Consider the following 17282-nt stretch of genomic DNA (forward strand, 5'->3'; position numbering starts at 1 on the left):
AGTCTCGTTTTGCACGGTAACCCACGCCTCCGTGTCGATTCTTGTTGCATTAAAGAATAGTCATTTCATAAGCTCCGTCCGTCTGGCACTGCAAGCGGAGGGAGTCTGTCATGATGCGTACACCGGGATTCTTGATTTTCCTGTTTTCAGGCTTGCTGCTGATGCAGCAGGCGAGAGTGTCAGCGCAGGATTTCAGCGCCGAATCATTCTTCCGGATGGCTACTATTGAGGATGTTCGCCTGTCGCCGGACGGCAAACATCTGGCCATGCTGTTTCCCGGCGAAGACAGCTCGGTACTGCGCATTGTCAACATTGACAGCGGTGAGGTGGCGGCCAGTTTTGCCACCCGCTCGCGCGTTGGTGTGGCAGAGTTTCACTGGGCGACCGAAGAGCGCATCGTGGTCGCTACCCACCGGTTTATGGGCGGGCTGGAACAGCCGATGCTGACAGGTGAAATATTCGGGCTTAATATCGACAATACCCGTAAATTCCAGATGGTTGGGCCGGGTGTCGGTGACTATGCAGCCTTTTTTATTGAAAATATTCTGCCTGACCAGCCCGGCCGCATTCGTGTTTCGCGTTACGAAGTCAACCGGGGATCGGTGTCCCGCAGTCGTCCTTCGTCGTTCCTGCTCGACATTGACAATCGTCCGCCCGGCAATCAGTCGTCCATGATGCGTAACCTGATGCGCGAGGTGCGCAGCCCGTTGTCATGGGGGCAACTGCATTCGGACCATGATGGGGAGGTGCGGCTGGCCAGTGCGATTGACGACGATATGCTGTTGCAGCTACGTTTCCGCCGCGCAGATGAAGACTGGCAGGATATCAGCGATCAATTTATTCGCTCCGCCATGGAAGGAGGGTTCGAATTTGTCGGATTCTCCAAACAGAATGATGATTTTTATTTCATTCAGCGCAGTGACCACGGCACGCTCGGCCTGCACCGCTATGTCGTTGACAACAGCCGCATTGAGACCGTCTTTGCACACCCTGAGTTCGACGTGAGCCGCAGTGATCTGGTGTTGTCCAGTGCCAGGGATGAAATCCTGGGAGCCAAGTTCAGCGGCCATGTATTTGAAACGCACTATTTCTCCGAGCACCCCGAGGTTGCTTTGCAGCGGGGCCTGGATGCATCTTTTCCGGGAGAACGGGTCAAGGTGACGAGCATGAGTCGCGACGGCAAACGATCCCTGGTCGGTGTGTTCGGACCGCAGCGGGTTGGCGAATTCTACCTGCTGGAAAACGACGCCTTGCAAATGATTTACCTGGGCGGATTCAATTCAGATTTGCCGGTTGATGCCATGGCACCGGTGACGCCGTTTGCCATTCGCAGCCCGGATGATTTTGTTCTCAGTGGTTACCTGACCAAGCGGGAAAGTGCTGAGACGCCGCTGCCGCTGATTGTGATACCCCATGGCGGGCCCGTGGGCGTCAGGGATCATTATGGCTTCAATCATGAGGCGCAGTATCTGGCCCGACACGGTTTTGCCGTGTTACAGGTGAATTTCCGCGGCTCAGGCGGTTTTGGCCTGGACCACCTGCAGCGCGGTTTCGGCCAGTGGGGTAGTGGTATGGTCGATGATCTGCACCTGGCCATGCGCTGGGCGGTGCAGAGCGGTCATGCTGATCCGGACCGGGTCTGCATTTATGGCGCCAGTTACGGTGCTTTTGCCGCGCTGACATCGGTGGCGCGTTACCCTGACGACTACCGCTGTGCTGCCGGATACGCCGGGGTCTATGACCTGAATGAGTTGTCGCGCTCCGATATCCCGTTTCTGCCTGGCGGCGAGCGTTACCTGGCACGGGCCGTGGGTACGGATGCTGAAGAGTTGCATCGGCAGTCGCCGGTTAACATGGCCGATCGGATTAAAGTGCCGGTGCTGCTGGCTCACGGTGGTGAGGATCGCAGGGCACCACTGTTTCAGGCAGAAGCGATGCAGCAGGCCCTGCAGGAGGCAGGTTATGACCCGGCCTGGATTTTCCATCGCGCCGAAGGGCATGGATTCTTTGCACAGGAAAACCGCATAGCTTTTTATGAGTCATTGCTGGCGTTTTTTAACGAATCTCTGGGGCTTTCGGATCCGGCAGATATGACGCGTTGAGGTGGTTTGCGCTTGGCAACGGGCAGGCTTTCGGGCAAACTTGCCCGCCTTATGAAACTATCCGATTTTGATTATGATCTGCCCGAGCAGCTTATTGCGCATTATCCGCTGGATAAGCGCAGCAGCAGCCGTTTGTTAAGTCTTGACCGCGAATCCGGCGCTGTAGAGCACCATGGGTTCCACGACATCGTGCAGATGATCACAGCGAAGGATCTGCTGGTTTTCAATGACACCCAGGTACTGCCCGCCCGGCTATTGGGCAAACGTGGCGACACCGGTGGTTTTGTTGAGGTTCTGATCGAGCGCCTGTTGCCTGGTAATGAAGCAATGGCTCATGTCAGGGCCAGCAATTCCCGTCCGCCGGGTTTGCGGCTCATATTCTCTTCAGCAAATAACGATCATGTTCTAGAGGCTGAAATTCTACGTCGGGATGGCGATTTCTATCATCTGCGGTTTTTCTGCGGAGAGTCGTTGCTTGCCGATCTGGACAAGGTTGGCCACATGCCGCTGCCCACGTACATCAACAGGGAAGACGAAAACCTGGATCAAAGCCGGTATCAGACCGTCTACGCCAGGCACCCGGGCGCGGTGGCTGCGCCTACGGCCGGGTTGCACTTTGATGATGAGTTGCTGAGTACACTGGAAGCCAGATCGATTGAGATGGCATTTGTCACCTTGCATGTGGGTTCCGGTACATTTCAACCCGTGCGCGTGGACGATGTGCAGGAACACAAGATGCACAGTGAGTGGATCCGTGTGTCAGCAGACGTTTGCGCGCAGGTAAATGCCTGCCACAAACGTGGAGGCCGTGTCATTGCTGTGGGCACGACATCGGTACGCAGCCTGGAGTCGGCAGCCATGAAAGGCGACCGGAGCTGCGTGGAACCGGGGCTCCAGCCTTTCCAGGGTGAAACTGATATCTTTATTTACCCTGGTTATGAGTTCCAGGTAGTGGACGCCATGATCACCAATTTCCACTTGCCACGATCAACCCTGATGATGCTGATCAGCGCGTTTGCCGGACGTGAGAACGTCATGGCTGCCTACCGGCAGGCCATTGAGCAGCGCTACCGCTTCTTTAGCTATGGCGATGCCATGTTTATCCGGTAGTGGTATACTCTGGCCCCTCAATTCGTCAAGCAATACCATTAACTTATACATTCAGAAGGGTTTTATCATGGCAAAAGCACCCGTACGCGTCGCTGTCACCGGGGCAGCAGGGCAGATCAGTTATTCATTGTTGTTCAGAATCGCTTCAGGTGAAATGCTGGGTAAAGACCAGCCGGTTATCCTGCAATTGCTGGAAATAAGCCCGGCGCTGGAAGCATTAAAAGGCGTGGTCATGGAACTGGAAGATTGCGCGTTCCCGCTGGTTCAGGGCATTGTTCAGACCGACGACCCCAACGCAGCGTTCAAAGACGCCGATTACTGTCTGCTGGTTGGTGCCCGTCCACGCGGCCCGGGCATGGAGCGCAAGGATCTGCTGGCCGCCAACGCCGCCATCTTCTCGGTTCAGGGCAAAGCCATCAACGACCACGCCAGCCGTGATGTCAAAGTGCTGGTGGTTGGCAACCCGGCCAACACCAATGCCCTGATTGCCTACCGCAATGCGCCGGATCTGAAGCCTGGCCAGTTCACTGCCATGACCCGTCTTGATCATAACCGCGCCATTGCGCAACTGGCGGAAAAAACCGGCAAACACAGCACAGACGTTGAAGGCATGATCATCTGGGGTAACCACTCTGCCACGCAGTACCCGGATGTTCATCACACCACGGTTGCCGGTAAAAAAGCCACAGATCTGGTTGACCAGGCCTGGCTGACCGGTACCTTCATCCCCAACGTTCAGCAGCGCGGCGCGGCCATTATCAAGGCGCGTGGCCTGTCCAGCGCAGCGTCGGCGGCCAATGCTGCTATCGAACACATGCGTGACTGGGCGCTTGGCACTGACGGTAAAATCGTCAGCATGGGCATTCACAGCGATGGCAGCTATGGCATTGCTGAAGGCCTGATCTACTCCTTCCCGGTGACCTGCAAGAACGGTCAGTACACCATTGTTCAAGGCCTGGAGGTCAATGACTTCAGTCGTGACCTGATGAGCAAGACTGAAAAAGAGCTTGGCGAAGAGCGCGACGGTGTTGCGCATTTGCTGCCGTGAGTTAATGGGGACGGAGGCGTTTAGCAATGCCAAACGCCTCCGTCCCCATTAAACTTTTAACCCAGCGACCATGAACATTCGTACACAGACCATACGCAGGGAAGTCCAGTTCTGGTTGTTCCAGCTGCTGGGCTGGGGCATCTGGGTAGTGATGCTGGTGCTGCGCGATCTTACCTTTGTGCCCGCCGAGTATATGCTTGAGCGTATCAGTGTATTTTTGCTGGATGCTGCTATCGGCATGGCTCTGACCTCAGGCCTGCGCATTTTATATCGTGCGGTCTGGGAACAGATGGTGTTTTTGCGTATCGTCGCCGTTGTCCTGGGATGCTGGATAGCTTCCCAGGCCTGGCGTCCGCTGAAAGTACTGATTACCGACTCTGATTTTGGTGCCAGTGTTGATCTGACCGGGTATGGCTGGGTCAGTTTTACCAGCATGGTGCCTATTTCCATGTCGATACTGCTGATCTGGAGTGTGCTGTACTTCTGTATCAAGTACTACCAGTTGTTTCAGCATGAAAAAGAGAAAAGTCTGCGCTCTGAAGCGCTGGCGCATGAAGCCCAGCTCCGCATGCTGCGCTACCAGTTGAATCCACACTTTCTATTTAATACTCTCAACGCCATATCCACCTTGATTCTGGTCAAATCGACTGATCAGGCCAATGCCATGGTGACCCGGCTCAGCAAGTTTCTGCGCTATTCGCTGGAGCACGATCCACTGGACAAGGTGGACCTTGATCATGAACTAAGCTCTCTCAACCTGTATCTGGATATAGAGAAAGTAAGATTTGAAGAACGACTGGGTATAGAAGTTGACCTGGCTTCCGAGACCGAAAGAGCTCTGGTGCCGAGCATGATCCTGCAGCCATTGGTGGAGAATTCGATAAAACACGCTATTGCACGCAGTGAAGAAGGCGGTACCATCTGGATCAGTGCGCGCAGATGCGAGAATAATCAGCTTTGTATTACAGTGGCCGACGACGGCCCAGGTTCTGTCAGTCACCCGACATCAATAGGCGTGGGCTTAAAGAATATCCGGGACCGACTGCAGGAAATTTACGGTGATGCCCATACACTGGTGCTTTCAGAGCGCGAGCCCAAGGGTTTTCAGGTAACGGTAATGATTCCCTATGAAACAAGATAATTCAGAGCAGACAATACGCGCAATCGTGGTTGATGACGAAGCCCTGGCCCGACAGGGACTGGTGCTGCGTTTGCAGGGGCTGGGCAATGTCGAAATTTTACGGGACTGCCAGAATGGTCGCGAAGCCCTGCAGGCCATCGCTGAACTGGCACCTGATCTTGTATTTCTGGATATCCAGATGCCGGGCATGACAGGGTTTGAAGTGGTCGAGAGACTGCAGCAGGACAACATGCCGTTGATTATTTTTGTGACTGCGTACGATGAATATGCGGTTAATGCTTTTGATATCCATGCCGTTGATTATTTGTTGAAACCCATTGAGGTCGAACGACTGGAAGTGGCGGTGACCAAGGCGCGTCAGCGTTTGCATGATGGCCGTGGCGACAACGAGAAAAAACTGTTACTGGATATTGTTATCAGCCTGACCGGCAAGTCCGAGCAGGCGGTAGGTGAGTTGCTGCGTAACGGCGAGAATCCGGTCAAGACCTGCGAGAAACTGGCCATCAAGGATGGCGCGTCGACAAGCTTCGTACCGATTCGCGATATCGACTGGATTGATGCGGCAGGCGACTATATGTGTGTGCACGTAAAAGGTGAGACTCATATCATGCGCACGACCATGAAAGAGCTGGAGTCTCAGCTGGATCCCACCGTATTCCAGCGCGTACACCGCTCTACCATAGTGAACCTGGACCGGGTGGAGAAGGTGTCCTCACACATCAATGGCGAATTCCATTTGACGCTGAGCTGTGGGGCCTCATTGAAGATGAGTCGCTCTTACAAGGACAAGGTGAAGCACTTTTTCTGATAGAAAGAATGGGGAAAAGAATGGGGACGGAGGGAAAAGAAAGAATGGGGACGGAGGGAATACTTTTGTTCTTTCCCCAAAAGTATTCCCTCCGTCCCCATTCTTTCTTCTCCCCATTCTTTTCCCGTCCCCATTCTTTCTACGGCAAATGATGCAAAGGCAGCGCAGTGGTATCAAGCACTTTGCGCAGGATAAAACTTGAGTGTACATCGGCGACGCCTTCGATGCGCGTCAGGGTGTTGAGCAGGAACTCCTGATAGACGTCCATGTCGGGCACTATAACCTTGAGCTGGTAGTCTGCCGACTGGCCGGTGATCAACAGGCATTCGGTTACTTCTGGGTGTTTGCGGATTTCAGCTTCAAAGCGTTCAAAACGATCCGGGGTGTGCCGGTCCATGCTGACCTGCACCAGGGCGCTGAGCTTGAGACCAAGATGAGCGGGGTTCAATATGATGACCTGGCCCTCGATCAGGCCTTCATCCTGCATGCGTTTCACGCGTCTGGCACAGGGTGTTGCCGACAAGCCAACGCGCTCGGCCAGTTCGGCGTTGGTGATGCTGCCATCCTGCTGCAATTCCCGCAGTATCCGGCGGTCAAGTTTGTCCAGGTCCATGCAATATCTCGGCTAAATGCGCTTGTTTGGTTATATTAACCAATTAATATACGTATATTGGTTTAAAGCGTCAATATAATCCGAATTATTCGTAATTTATGAGTGGAATCACTACGGCGTATTCCCTATTCTATGCATCAACCTGATGGCCCCGGCAGACTTACCCAGTCAGCCTCAATGTGGTCCCGGGGCATGACTTAACGTCATGGCAACACCTTGCAAACATGAGCAATCTGGACACGGTTACCACCATTTGGCCAGTTTTCAGGCAACCTCTTACCAAGAGGCATTGACCGGAGCTGCCACCCTGACGCCACAACCGACGGGGATCCGGAAAGCTCACGCAATGCAAAGCCCAGGATGCGGGCCAAAAGCCAGAACCAGACAGGGCGTAAGAATTCAGTTTTGAAACAGGCCGGCATTGAAACAGCCCGGCATTGAAACAGCCCGGCATTGATACTACAGAGATACCGCTGACAGCAGTTTAACGACAGAGGATGACAGAATGTCTGAGCACAATCGCTTCAACCATCAAAAATACGTGCCGTTTGCACCGGTAGCGTTGACCGATCGCACCTGGCCGGATCAGGTGATCCGGGTCGCGCCGCGCTGGTGCAGTGTTGATCTGCGAGATGGTAATCAGGCCCTGATTGAGCCCATGTCTGTCAGCCAGAAGAAACAGATGTTTGACCTGCTGCTGGAGGTCGGATTCAAGGAGATCGAAGTTGGTTTTCCCGCCGCGTCGCAACCCGATTTCGATTTTGTCCGTTACCTGATTGAAGAAGACCGGATTCCCGATGATGTCACCATTCAGGTGCTGACTCAGGCCCGCCCAGAATTGATCGCCCGCACTTATGAGTCTCTCAAAGGTGCCAGGCGTGCGATTGTCCATGTGTATAACTCCACCTCGGTTGTGCAGCGGGAGAAAGTGTTCAGGACGGACAAGCAGGGCATTATCGATATCGCTGTCGCCGGTGCGCGCGTGGTTAAAGAGCATGCCGAAAAAGCACCGGAAACGGACTGGCACTTTCAATACTCGCCTGAAAGCTTTACCGGCACCGAAGTCGATTTCGCCGTTGACGTGTGTAACGCCGTCATTGATGTCTGGCAACCCACGCCCGAGAAAAAAATCATCATCAACCTGCCGGCTACCGTGGAGATGTCCACACCCAATGTGTTTGCCGATCAGGTCGAGTACTTTTGCCGCAACGTAGATCGGCGCGATGCAGTGGTGGTCAGTCTGCACACCCATAATGATCGTGGCTGCGCCGTGGCCGCCGCCGAATTGGCAGTGATGGCTGGCGCCGACCGGGTTGAAGGCACCATGCTGGGCAACGGTGAGCGCACCGGTAACATGGACATCGTGGTCATGGCGATGAACATGTACAGCCAGGGCATCGACCCGCAGCTGGACTTCAGTGACATGGACAAGATTGTCACTGTGGTCAAGGCCTGTACCCAGATTGACGTGCATCCGCGCCAGCCCTATTCGGGCGACCTGGTATTCACTGCATTCTCCGGCAGCCACCAGGACGCGATTAAAAAGTGCCTGGACATTTACCAGGAAGGCAGTACCTGGGAGATCGCTTATCTGCCTATTGATCCGCGCGACCTGGGGCGTACCTATCAGGATGTGATTCGGGTTAACAGTCAGTCTGGCAAAGGCGGCGTGGCCTACGTACTGCAGAGCAAATTTGGTTTCAACCTGCCTCGTTGGCTGCAGATTGACTTCAGCCGGGTGATCCAGAAGGAAGCTGAAACGACCGGTCAGGAAATTGCCGCAGACAAGATCTGGGGCCTGTTCAAAGCCACCTACCTGAATGATCAGCAGTCGGTGAATCTGGACAGCTTTAATTTCGCCAAGTCCGGCGAGCGGGAGACCTTTCAGGCTGTTCTGCAGTGTTTCGAGCAGACACTTGAGATTAAAGGTGAGGGCGATGGTGTCATGGATGCCTTTGTTGAAGCCATCAAAGAAGCCACCGACATTGATTTTGAGATCATGGAATACGGTGAGCACGCTCTGGGCCAGGGCGCGGATGCCGAAGCCGTCACCTATATTCAGTTGAAAAATGGCCTGCAGCGCTATACTGGCGTTGCCATCAGCCGGGACATTGTGAGTTCATCCCTGAACGCCTTGCTCCGCGCCGCCAGTCAATTGATCGAGGAATCCAGGCAGCGCAACGCCGCCTGATTCCGTCATCCGATGCCTCTCGGGTGCAGCCTTCGACCGGGCTGTACCCGGCTTGATGTTTTCTTTCTGCCGGCCCGGCAGTGTCCCCGATTCCTTTTCTGATTGATCGCAGGCAAACTCTGCAGACAAACTTTTTTGCCTGCAGCTGCGACATAACTATAAACACCATGGACCACGACAGCGAATTGATAGCGAACGCATTGAATGGATCTCTGCCGGCCTGGGAGGCACTTGTGCGCCGCTATGAAGGTCGCGTCTATAACTACAGCCTGCGCCTGACCGGTAATCGTGACGATGCCCAGGACCTGATGCAGGATGTGTTTCTGGGTGTATACCGCAATCTGGAGCGCTTCCGCGGCGAATCGCAGTTTGTCAGCTGGCTGTTCCGTATTGCGCATAATAAAGCGGTGGATCTGGCGCGTCGTCGCAGCGCCAGTCCGGTCAAAGATCAGGGGTTGCCCGATGATCCCGATGCCTGGCCGGACGCTCACCGCACCGCCGAGGGCCCTCAGGAACTGGCGCTGGCAGGTGAGAAAAATGCCGTGATACAGGCCTTGCTGCAGGCACTGACATCGGAACAGCGCCTGATACTGGAACTGAAAGTGTTCCAGTCCATGACATTTGATGAAATCGCGATGATGCAGGATATCTCTGCCAATACTGCGAAAACCCGTTTTTATGCGGCTCTCAGGAAGCTCAGAGCCTTGATGGAGGGACACCATGAGTTGTCACCAGACCCCTGAGATTGTCGCTGACTACTTTGATCAGCAACTGTCACCGCAGGCCCGCCAGGCATTGCAGCAGCACTTGTCTGACTGCCAGCACTGCCGCGCCGAGATTGCTTTGCTGGAACCGGCCCGTGGCATGCTGTTGTCATGGCAGCAGCAGTCAGTACCGGATTGGGATCGCGGCCATGGACCTGCGCTGCACAACCATCGCCAGCCTTTGCGTAAGCGCCCGTCCCGCGCTGCCTGGCGCGATGTCGGGCGTTGGATCCCGCTGGCGGCATCGCTGATATTGTCGGTGGCGGTTTTGACACAGACCCGGCTGGATGTTTCCGAACAGGGTTGGCAACTCAGTTTTGGCAATTCGGCTGCCGAACGTCAGCTGGCGCAACTGGATGTTTACCTGGCAGAACAGGCCAGGATACAGCGACAGCAGAATCAGGCGCTATTGCAAACAGCGTTGCAGGAATTTGGTGATAGTACGGCAGACAACCTGTATCAATTGGCCGACTGGTTCGAGCAGCAGCGTGAACTCGATATACGGCGCATGGAAGCCGGTTTTCAGCAAATGCTGGACAGAGACTATCAGACTGTCAATTCGGTGCAGCAACTGGCCAGTTTTGTGCAATATCAGAATGAACAGCCCTAATTTTTCGAGGACTCACTATGAACAAGCATCGTTATCGCACGTGGCAGCATGTCGTCGTGCTGGCTGCCGCTCTGGTATTGCCTGCGCTACCCACAAGCGCGCAAAACCTGAGCACCGAACAGCTTGCAGAGATGCGTCGCAGCATTGACGTGTTCAGTGGCGTCTTGCGCGAGAGTCTGGGCTTTAATGAGCGGCGCGGTCTGTTCAGTCCACGCACCGGAGATGTACAAGGACACTATCTGGCCGGGCAGGGTATTGTGCTGGAGTTGATATCACCGCTGCAGCGCTATCGCGGCTCAGCCAGCATGCAGTCCCTGAACAGCGCGCTGGAAGATCTGTCTTCACAACTGGGTAGCCTGATGACCGGTGGCGTGGTGTCGCGACCGGATTTTGAAGCGATGCGCGACAGCATGGCACTGTCATTGCGCAGTGATGAAATAGCGACGTTTTATCAGGAGCAGATGCAACAGTTGTCGGCGCTGCTTGATATGCCGGCGGTCGAGCAGGCGCTGGCATCGGCCGCTGCATCAGCACACAACCTGCGCAATCTGGGCGAAATGGACCCGGAGGGCATGGAGCGAATGAATCAGCAGCTTCAGGATTTGCGCGAGCAGCTTGCTCAGCGCCTGCGCGAGACCGAGGCTTTGCGCCAGGAGATTCGCGATCGCGCCATGCAGGCGGACGCGCTGCCAAGCGAGGAAATTCAGCAGCGCTGGCAGCAGGCGAGGGAGCAGCTGGAGGTGCAGGTCGCCGCCCTGCGTGCGCAGATAGCAGAGCAGGCGCAGGCGCTGCAGACGCGCAATGCAGCATTGGAGGCGGAACAGCTGGCCCTATGGCAACAGGACGTGACAGAGCTGGAATCAAGGATTTTTGCTGTCCTGTGTGACTACGCCTCCGGGTTGCGGGTGTTGCCAGACGATGAGCGGTTGACGTTGATGTTGACTGGCCTGGGTAGCCATTTGGGGGAGGGGCACCGTCCCGACCGGATACATGTGCTTGGCAAGGCTGACCTGCTTGCCTGTCAGCGCGGAGACCTGGGCCCTGAAGACATGCGCAGCCGCGCTGTCAGCTATGACTTCTGATTTGGATGCGGGGTATGTCAAGGCTGCTGTTTATCTTATAGAATGCGTCTGCGGGAGGCAGGTTAAAACAAAAAAGCTCATGAGCTTCGCACAGAAATGCAGCGGCGCCGTAAGGAGAACAGGATGGATTGCCCCAAATGTAACGCCAAAATGATAGAGCGGTCAGTTGAAACGCTGCATGGCTCTGTTGTCATTGATCAATGTGGCAGCTGTCACGGGCTCTGGTTTGACAATGGCGAAGCGGAGCAGCTCAAGGGGTCCTGGATGTCGGATTTCCTTGACAGCGGAGACCCGCGCATCGGCAAAACGTACAACCGTGTTCGCGATATTCAGTGCCCACGCTGCAACAATACCATGCTCAAGGTAAACGATTCGCGTCAGCCGCACCTTGAATATGAGGCCTGCCCGGAGCACGGCATGTTCATGGATGCCGGTGAGTTCACCGACTATAAGCATGAAACCCTGATGGATATCTTTAAAGGCCTGGTTGCGGCCATGAAACGCCGTTAATCACTCAACGGTGTTCGTCCAGCGCGGGTGCAACCAGAGCGCCCGGTCTTCACAGTGGGCAGGCAGTTTACGAACCCTGCCCAGATCCATCCAGGTGGTATGGGGTGTGTGAAAATCTGAACCAATCGATGCCCACATATTGAGCTCGCAGCATAAATCCGCCAGGTTTTTCATTTTGTCCGGGTGCAGGTTGGAGTAGCTTACTTCCAGCGCCGCCCCGCCAGCCTCGGTGAACTCGGTCAGCAATCGCCGCAGTTTTATCCTGTTCAATTTGTAACGATCCGGATGCGCTACCACGGCAATGCCGTTGGCCGAGTTGATGGCTGCCACAGCGTCGCTGATGCTGCACCAGTGCGCATTGCTGTGATACCGGCCGCGTTTGCCCAGGTGTTTGCTGAATGCCTGCTGTTTGCCGCTGGCATGCCCGCGAGCGATCAGGAAATCAGCAATATGGTTACGGCTGACAGCCTCGCATGGCTGTTCTGCAAGATAATCTTTCAGCCCTGATATGCCGGCTTTTTCCAGTTTCATTCCGATATCCAGGGCCCGTTCGCGGCGTTTCGCCTGCTGGCTCTGCAACAAGGAGATCAGGGCCGGATCGGCGGTATCGATGAACAGTCCGACAATGTGTATTTCCCGGTTGTCCCACAAGGTTGAGATCTCGACACCGGGTATGAGCCTCATACCAGCCGGAATATCTGCCGCCGACACGGCAGCATGCGCTGCCACGCTGTCATGGTCAGTAATGGCAAGATGGTTGATGCCCAGCTCTGAGGCGCGTTTTATAAGGTCTTGCGGGCTTAGCAGGCCGTCGGAAAACCAGGTATGGGAATGAAGATCTATCATGGTGTGCAGTCTAACATGCGGCGCCGCTTTATAGGGCGGGGCAGGCGGGGTAATAGTTGATTAAAATACTGTGGTATTCCATAATCCCCGGTACTTTTTTTACTGGCAGATAATTCATGCGTTTGACAACCAAAGGCCGCTACGCCGTCACCGCTATGCTGGATCTGGCCATACATGGTGATCCGGAGCCGGTGACGCTGTCTGATATTTCGCTGCGCCAAGACATATCACTGTCATACCTGGAGCAGCTGTTCGCGCGCCTGCGTCGGCATGGTCTGGTGCAAAGCGTGCGTGGGCCGGGCGGTGGTTACCGGCTTGGTCGTGGTACCGGGGCTATCGCCATTGTTGATATCATCGATGCTGTTGACGAGTCTGTTGATGCCACCAGGTGTCAGGGGCAGGGCAATTGCCAGCAGGGAGAGATCTGCCTGACTCATCATCTGTGGGAAGACCTGAGTGCCCAGATTAACGATTTTCTGCGGGGCATCTCGCTTGCCGACCTGATGCAGCGTCATGAGGTACAGTCAGTGGCGCACAGCCAGGACGAGCGACGCGAACTGGTTGTCCGGGGAGGGTAGCATGCAATTACCGGTCTATCTTGATTACGCCGCCACCACGCCGGTTGACCCGCTCGTTGCCGAAGCCATGGCGCGCTGCCTGACGCTGGATGGCCAGTTCGGCAACCCGGCTTCGCGCTCACACCTGTTTGGCTGGCAGGCCGAAGAGCTGGTGGAAAATGCCCGGCGCGACGTGGCTGACCTGATCAACTGTGATCCGCGCGAAATTGTCTGGACCTCCGGTGCTACCGAGGCAGACAACCTGGCCATCAAAGGTGTTGCGCAGTTTCATGCTGCCCGTGGCCGTCACATCATCAGTTCCCGCGTTGAACATAAAGCGGTGCTGGACAGCTGTCACTATCTGGAACAGCACGGATTCGAGGTGAGCTACCTGGACCCCGATGCCAGCGGTGTTATTGACCCTGCGCAGGTAGCAGCGGCCATTCGCCCGGAGACGATTCTGGTCACCCTGATGCACGTCAATAACGAAACCGGCAGCGTCAATGACCTGGCTGCAATCGGTGCAGTAACCCGCGAGCACGGCGTTCTTTTCCATGTGGATGCCGCGCAGGGTGCGGGCAAGCTGCCCATCAATCTGGCCGATCTGCCTGTTGATCTGATGTCTTTGTCGGCTCACAAGGTCTATGGGCCCAAAGGCGCCGGTGCCCTGTTTGTGCGGCGTGATCCGCGCGCAGGTCTCGCGGCTCAGATTCATGGCGGCGGTCATGAGCGCGGCATGCGCTCGGGAACACTGCCTACACACCAACTGGTGGGTATGGGGCAGGCGTTCCGGCTGGCCAAAGAACGTTTGCCGGATGAATACCAGCGACTGCTGAAACTGCGAAAACGGCTGTTCAACGGGCTGGCGGACCTGCCAGGCTGGCAGTTACACGGACAGACGGACGGTGGGGTGCCGGGCATTGTCAATCTGGGTTTTGCCGGTGTCGACGGCGAATCCTTGTTGCTGGCACTACGGCAGATTGCTGTTTCCTCAGGCTCTGCCTGCATGTCGGCGACGATGGAGCCGTCGTACGTGCTCAAAGCCATGGGTGTGTCTGATGACATGGCGCAAAGCGCCCTGCGTGTGTCTTTTGGTCGGTTCAGCACCGAACAGGACATCGATATCGCGCTGGATAGTCTGAGCCGGACCCTGGGGCGCCTGCGGCAGCCAGATCGGGCTCAAGCGTGAAAAGACCTTAACGTGCCCGATATCGAAGGTTAATTGCGGCAATTGCGCCGTCATCGCGCATTGTTCCGGTGCACTGCTGTAGAATTACCTGCCCATAAGCCAGTATAATGCGCGCCTTTTACACCAGTAACAGGTTGTGGAGCTAAACAATGGCTAATGAACGAACTTTATCAATTATCAAACCAGATGCGGTCGGCAAAAATGTGATCGGTGAGATCTACTCCCGATTCGAGAAGGCCGGTCTTAGCGTTGTTGCTGCCAAGATGGTTCAACTGACTGACGAATCAGCCGGTGGTTTCTACGCTGAGCACAAAGAACGTGGTTTCTTTAAAGACCTGATCGCGTTCATGACATCGGGCCCGGTGATGGTGCAGGTGCTGGAAGGTGAGGGCGCGGTAACAAAGAATCGTGATCTCATGGGTGCTACCAATCCCGCTGATGCTGCAGCAGGCACGATTCGTGCTGATTTTGCGGTCTCTATTGACGCCAATGCCGTGCACGGCTCTGATTCCGCGCAATCAGCTGCGCGTGAAATTGATTACTTCTTCAAAGCTGAAGAAATCTGTCCGCGCGGCTGAGTGCAGCGCCAGGGCATGACCCCGGTCAACTGACCGGGGTCGACCAGGAGTGACGATATGAGCCACGACATTAACGAGCCGGTTGAGAAAATCAATTTACTGGGCATGAGTCTGCCAAAATTGCAGGCTTATTTTCAGTCTATGGATGAAAAACCGTTCCGCGCCGTGCAGGTTATGAAGTGGATTCATCAACGCGGGGTGACCGATTTTGCCGCCATGACCGATGTCAGCAAGAGCCTGCGCGACAAGCTGCAGGCGGACGCTGAGGTCAGGTTGCCGAAAATCATTGAAGAACACCTCGCCAGCGATGGTTGTTACAAATGGATTGTTGAAGTAGCCAGCGGCAGTCGGGTGGAAACGGTGTTTATTCCCGAGGCTACCCGCGGTACCTTGTGTATTTCCTCGCAGGCAGGATGTATTCTGGACTGCAGTTTTTGCGCAACCGGCAAACAGGGTTTTAACAGCAACCTGACTACAGCGGAGATCATCGGCCAGTTGTGGTGGGCCAATCATCGTCTGGGTGGGTTTGCCAGCGCAAAACGTGGTGAAGGTAAGATGAACCGAATGGTCAGCAATATTGTCATGATGGGCATGGGTGAACCACTGCTGAATTTTGACAATGTTATGGATGGCCTGAGCCTGATGATGGAAGACAATGCCTATGGTCTGTCCAAGCGCCGGGTCACCATTAGCACGGCAGGTGTCGTGCCGGCCATCAATCGTCTGAAAGACTATACCGATGCGTCACTGGCTATTTCCCTGCATGCACCGAATGATGAGCTGCGTAATCAGATTGTGCCGGTGAACCGCAAATATCCGATTAAGATGTTACTCAACAGTGTGTCTGACTACATGGCGAGCCTGCCCGACAAGCGCGTTCCGATCATAGAGTACACGCTGATCGCCGGTGTCAATGATCACCGACAGCATGCCCGCGAGCTGGCGGTATTGCTGCAGGACTTTCCGTGCAAAATTAATCTGATTCCGTTTAATCCGTTTACGCAGTCTGACTACCGCCGCCCGAGCAATTCGTCGGTGTCCAATTTCCGGCAGATTTTGCTGGAAGCCGGATACACGGTGACGGTACGCACCACGCGGGGCGACGATATTGGCGCTGCGTGTGGACAGTTGATTGGTGAGGTCGCAGATCAGACCCGGCGCAGTGAACGTTATCGCCGGGCAGCGGTCGAAAGCAGTGACATCATCGCCCGCCAGACCGGGTCCTAGAGAACGTTTATGAGCAATGACAACAACAGTACGGGTGAAGAGAATATCGCTGAGCAATCGACAGTTGAACCGGAGACTGTAGTCGACAGCGCACGCACAAGACCCGGCAGCTTGTTATTGGCACAGCGTGAAACCCTGGAGCTGTCATTGCAGCATGTGGCAGATGAGTTGAACCTGACCATGCACTATGTGCGCGCGCTGGAATCCGACAGTTACGACAAACTGCCGGGTGATGTTTTTGTCAAAGGTTACATTCGCTCCTATGCAAGACTTCTGGGGCTGGATCCCGAGCAGATGCTGGACATCTATCGGGAATTCACCACCCATAAACTGGCGCGGAAGGAGGAGGCCATAAAACGCCATGCCCGTCGGCGCATGGATAAAAATCGGCCGTGGATCATTGTTTCCGGCATTGCCTTTGTTGTTGTTGCACTAGTGTTGTGGTTGCTGAGTACGGGTGACGGCCCGGATACGCCCGTTACGGAAGCAGAGCAGGGAATTGCCGAGCCCGCTGGCACTATCGACACCATACCTGTGTTTGATGTGGCACCCGCAGAAGAAGGCAGTGCCGGGACGTTTGCCAGTGCTGACGCGAATTCAGCCGAATTGTCGGCTGGTTTCGATGATCGGGCCGATGGCGCGCTGGTGTCCTGGCCGGGAGATGATCGTTTACAATTGAGTTTTGCAGAAGACAGTGGTGTTGAAATTGAGCACCGCGGTGGTGATGAATCGCACCATGAAATGCACCTGGCTGGCGAGCAATTGACGATTGCCGGCACAGCACCGTTCTCCATCGCTCTGGATAACGCGCCAGGTGTGACATTGAATTTTAACGGTCGCCAGATCGACTTCAGCCGCAATATCAAGCTGGATGGTTCGGTGCGGCTGAATATCGGTCTGTAAGTA

17 protein-coding genes are annotated in these 17282 nt (G+C 55.2%); 15 read left to right on the forward strand and 2 right to left on the reverse strand.

The genetic code is table 11. The features are described from left to right. Window positions 1–110: 110 nt before the first annotated feature. The 5 genes from WD071_RS16400 (at window position 111) to WD071_RS16420 (ending at window position 6209) form a co-directional block, all read left to right on the forward strand. Window positions 111–2102, forward strand: a complete 1992-nt coding sequence (locus WD071_RS16400; RefSeq protein ID WP_368049481.1) for an alpha/beta hydrolase family protein — start codon at window positions 111–113, stop codon at window positions 2100–2102. Window positions 2103–2153: 51 nt separating this feature from the next. Beyond that, a complete protein-coding gene (gene queA, locus WD071_RS16405; protein ID WP_368049482.1) occupies window positions 2154–3212 on the forward strand; it encodes a tRNA preQ1(34) S-adenosylmethionine ribosyltransferase-isomerase QueA in 1059 nt (352 codons plus the stop codon). Window positions 3213–3279: 67 nt separating this feature from the next. Then, the gene (locus WD071_RS16410; protein WP_368049483.1) at window positions 3280–4260 is read left to right on the forward strand and encodes a malate dehydrogenase; all 981 of its coding nucleotides are present in this window, start codon (window positions 3280–3282) and stop codon (window positions 4258–4260) included. 70 nt (window positions 4261–4330) lie between these two features. After that, window positions 4331–5401: a sensor histidine kinase gene (locus WD071_RS16415; RefSeq protein WP_368049484.1), complete on the forward strand. Its 1071-nt coding sequence runs from the start codon at window positions 4331–4333 to the stop codon at window positions 5399–5401. Then, window positions 5388–6209, forward strand: coding sequence for a LytR/AlgR family response regulator transcription factor (locus WD071_RS16420; protein ID WP_368049485.1), 822 nt, complete (start codon window positions 5388–5390; stop codon window positions 6207–6209). Before WD071_RS16415 ends, WD071_RS16420 begins: the two co-directional genes overlap by 14 nt. 139 nt (window positions 6210–6348) lie before the next feature. Here WD071_RS16420 and WD071_RS16425 read toward each other — a convergent pair whose 3' ends face one another. Next, on the reverse strand, window positions 6349–6822 hold the full coding sequence (locus WD071_RS16425) for an Lrp/AsnC family transcriptional regulator (RefSeq protein ID WP_368049486.1): 474 nt from the start codon (window positions 6820–6822) through the stop codon (window positions 6349–6351). Window positions 6823–7327: 505 nt separating this feature from the next. Between WD071_RS16425 and leuA the strand changes: the two genes are divergently transcribed. The 5 genes from leuA to WD071_RS16450 all read left to right on the forward strand — a co-directional run bounded on the left by leuA (window position 7328) and on the right by WD071_RS16450 (window position 11979). Continuing rightward, window positions 7328–9013: a 2-isopropylmalate synthase gene (leuA, locus tag WD071_RS16430; RefSeq protein WP_368049487.1), complete on the forward strand. Its 1686-nt coding sequence runs from the start codon at window positions 7328–7330 to the stop codon at window positions 9011–9013. Between the two features lie 167 nt (window positions 9014–9180). Continuing rightward, window positions 9181–9756 carry an RNA polymerase sigma factor gene (locus WD071_RS16435; protein ID WP_368049488.1) on the forward strand — a complete coding sequence of 192 codons (576 nt, stop codon included), beginning with the start codon at window positions 9181–9183 and terminating at the stop codon, window positions 9754–9756. Continuing rightward, window positions 9734–10387 (forward strand): anti-sigma factor, encoded by a 654-nt coding sequence (locus WD071_RS16440; RefSeq protein WP_368049489.1) that lies wholly within the window; start codon window positions 9734–9736, stop codon window positions 10385–10387. Before WD071_RS16435 ends, WD071_RS16440 begins: the two co-directional genes overlap by 23 nt. Before the next feature lie 17 nt (window positions 10388–10404). Further along, complete coding sequence (locus tag WD071_RS16445) at window positions 10405–11469, forward strand: hypothetical protein (RefSeq protein WP_368049490.1); 1065 nt, start codon at window positions 10405–10407, stop codon at window positions 11467–11469. A gap of 123 nt (window positions 11470–11592) precedes the next feature. Beyond that, window positions 11593–11979 carry a zf-TFIIB domain-containing protein gene (locus tag WD071_RS16450; protein ID WP_368049491.1) on the forward strand — a complete coding sequence of 129 codons (387 nt, stop codon included), beginning with the start codon at window positions 11593–11595 and terminating at the stop codon, window positions 11977–11979. Here WD071_RS16450 and WD071_RS16455 read toward each other — a convergent pair whose 3' ends face one another. Further along, window positions 11980–12825, reverse strand: a complete 846-nt coding sequence (locus tag WD071_RS16455; protein ID WP_368049492.1) for a PHP domain-containing protein — start codon at window positions 12823–12825, stop codon at window positions 11980–11982. A 116-nt stretch (window positions 12826–12941) separates the two neighbouring features. Here WD071_RS16455 and iscR point away from each other — a divergent pair, with 116 nt between their 5' ends. The 5 genes from iscR to WD071_RS16480 all read left to right on the forward strand — a co-directional run bounded on the left by iscR (window position 12942) and on the right by WD071_RS16480 (window position 17279). Next, window positions 12942–13403, forward strand: coding sequence for a Fe-S cluster assembly transcriptional regulator IscR (gene iscR, locus WD071_RS16460; RefSeq protein ID WP_368049493.1), 462 nt, complete (start codon window positions 12942–12944; stop codon window positions 13401–13403). Between the two features lies 1 nt (window position 13404). Then, window positions 13405–14571 (forward strand): IscS subfamily cysteine desulfurase, encoded by a 1167-nt coding sequence (locus WD071_RS16465; RefSeq protein ID WP_368049494.1) that lies wholly within the window; start codon window positions 13405–13407, stop codon window positions 14569–14571. Window positions 14572–14720: 149 nt separating this feature from the next. Further along, on the forward strand, window positions 14721–15149 hold the full coding sequence (gene ndk, locus WD071_RS16470; protein WP_368049495.1) for a nucleoside-diphosphate kinase: 429 nt from the start codon (window positions 14721–14723) through the stop codon (window positions 15147–15149). 57 nt (window positions 15150–15206) lie between these two features. Further along, window positions 15207–16376, forward strand: a complete 1170-nt coding sequence (gene rlmN, locus WD071_RS16475; protein WP_368049496.1) for a 23S rRNA (adenine(2503)-C(2))-methyltransferase RlmN — start codon at window positions 15207–15209, stop codon at window positions 16374–16376. A 9-nt stretch (window positions 16377–16385) separates the two neighbouring features. Beyond that, window positions 16386–17279 carry a helix-turn-helix domain-containing protein gene (locus tag WD071_RS16480; RefSeq protein ID WP_368049497.1) on the forward strand — a complete coding sequence of 298 codons (894 nt, stop codon included), beginning with the start codon at window positions 16386–16388 and terminating at the stop codon, window positions 17277–17279. Window positions 17280–17282: the final 3 nt, after the last annotated feature.

This window comes from Pseudohongiella sp. (assembly GCF_040877505.1).
Taxonomy (GTDB): domain Bacteria; phylum Pseudomonadota; class Gammaproteobacteria; order Pseudomonadales; family Pseudohongiellaceae; genus Pseudohongiella.

Excerpts from the sequence above, each read along its gene's own strand:
- WD071_RS16400 (WP_368049481.1), top strand. The coding sequence starts at position 111 with ATGATGCGTACACCGGGATTCTTGATTTTCCTGTTTTCAGGCTTGCTG.
- queA (WP_368049482.1), top strand. The coding sequence starts at position 2,154 with ATGAAACTATCCGATTTTGATTATGATCTGCCCGAGCAGCTTATTGCG.
- WD071_RS16410 (WP_368049483.1), top strand. The coding sequence starts at position 3,280 with ATGGCAAAAGCACCCGTACGCGTCGCTGTCACCGGGGCAGCAGGGCAG.
- WD071_RS16415 (WP_368049484.1), top strand. The coding sequence starts at position 4,331 with ATGAACATTCGTACACAGACCATACGCAGGGAAGTCCAGTTCTGGTTG.
- WD071_RS16420 (WP_368049485.1), top strand. The coding sequence starts at position 5,388 with ATGAAACAAGATAATTCAGAGCAGACAATACGCGCAATCGTGGTTGAT.
- WD071_RS16425 (WP_368049486.1), bottom strand. The coding sequence starts at position 6,822 with ATGGACCTGGACAAACTTGACCGCCGGATACTGCGGGAATTGCAGCAG.
- leuA (WP_368049487.1), top strand. The coding sequence starts at position 7,328 with ATGTCTGAGCACAATCGCTTCAACCATCAAAAATACGTGCCGTTTGCA.
- WD071_RS16435 (WP_368049488.1), top strand. The coding sequence starts at position 9,181 with ATGGACCACGACAGCGAATTGATAGCGAACGCATTGAATGGATCTCTG.
- WD071_RS16440 (WP_368049489.1), top strand. The coding sequence starts at position 9,734 with ATGAGTTGTCACCAGACCCCTGAGATTGTCGCTGACTACTTTGATCAG.
- WD071_RS16445 (WP_368049490.1), top strand. The coding sequence starts at position 10,405 with ATGAACAAGCATCGTTATCGCACGTGGCAGCATGTCGTCGTGCTGGCT.
- WD071_RS16450 (WP_368049491.1), top strand. The coding sequence starts at position 11,593 with ATGGATTGCCCCAAATGTAACGCCAAAATGATAGAGCGGTCAGTTGAA.
- WD071_RS16455 (WP_368049492.1), bottom strand. The coding sequence starts at position 12,825 with ATGATAGATCTTCATTCCCATACCTGGTTTTCCGACGGCCTGCTAAGC.
- iscR (WP_368049493.1), top strand. The coding sequence starts at position 12,942 with ATGCGTTTGACAACCAAAGGCCGCTACGCCGTCACCGCTATGCTGGAT.
- WD071_RS16465 (WP_368049494.1), top strand. The coding sequence starts at position 13,405 with ATGCAATTACCGGTCTATCTTGATTACGCCGCCACCACGCCGGTTGAC.
- ndk (WP_368049495.1), top strand. The coding sequence starts at position 14,721 with ATGGCTAATGAACGAACTTTATCAATTATCAAACCAGATGCGGTCGGC.
- rlmN (WP_368049496.1), top strand. The coding sequence starts at position 15,207 with ATGAGCCACGACATTAACGAGCCGGTTGAGAAAATCAATTTACTGGGC.
- WD071_RS16480 (WP_368049497.1), top strand. The coding sequence starts at position 16,386 with ATGAGCAATGACAACAACAGTACGGGTGAAGAGAATATCGCTGAGCAA.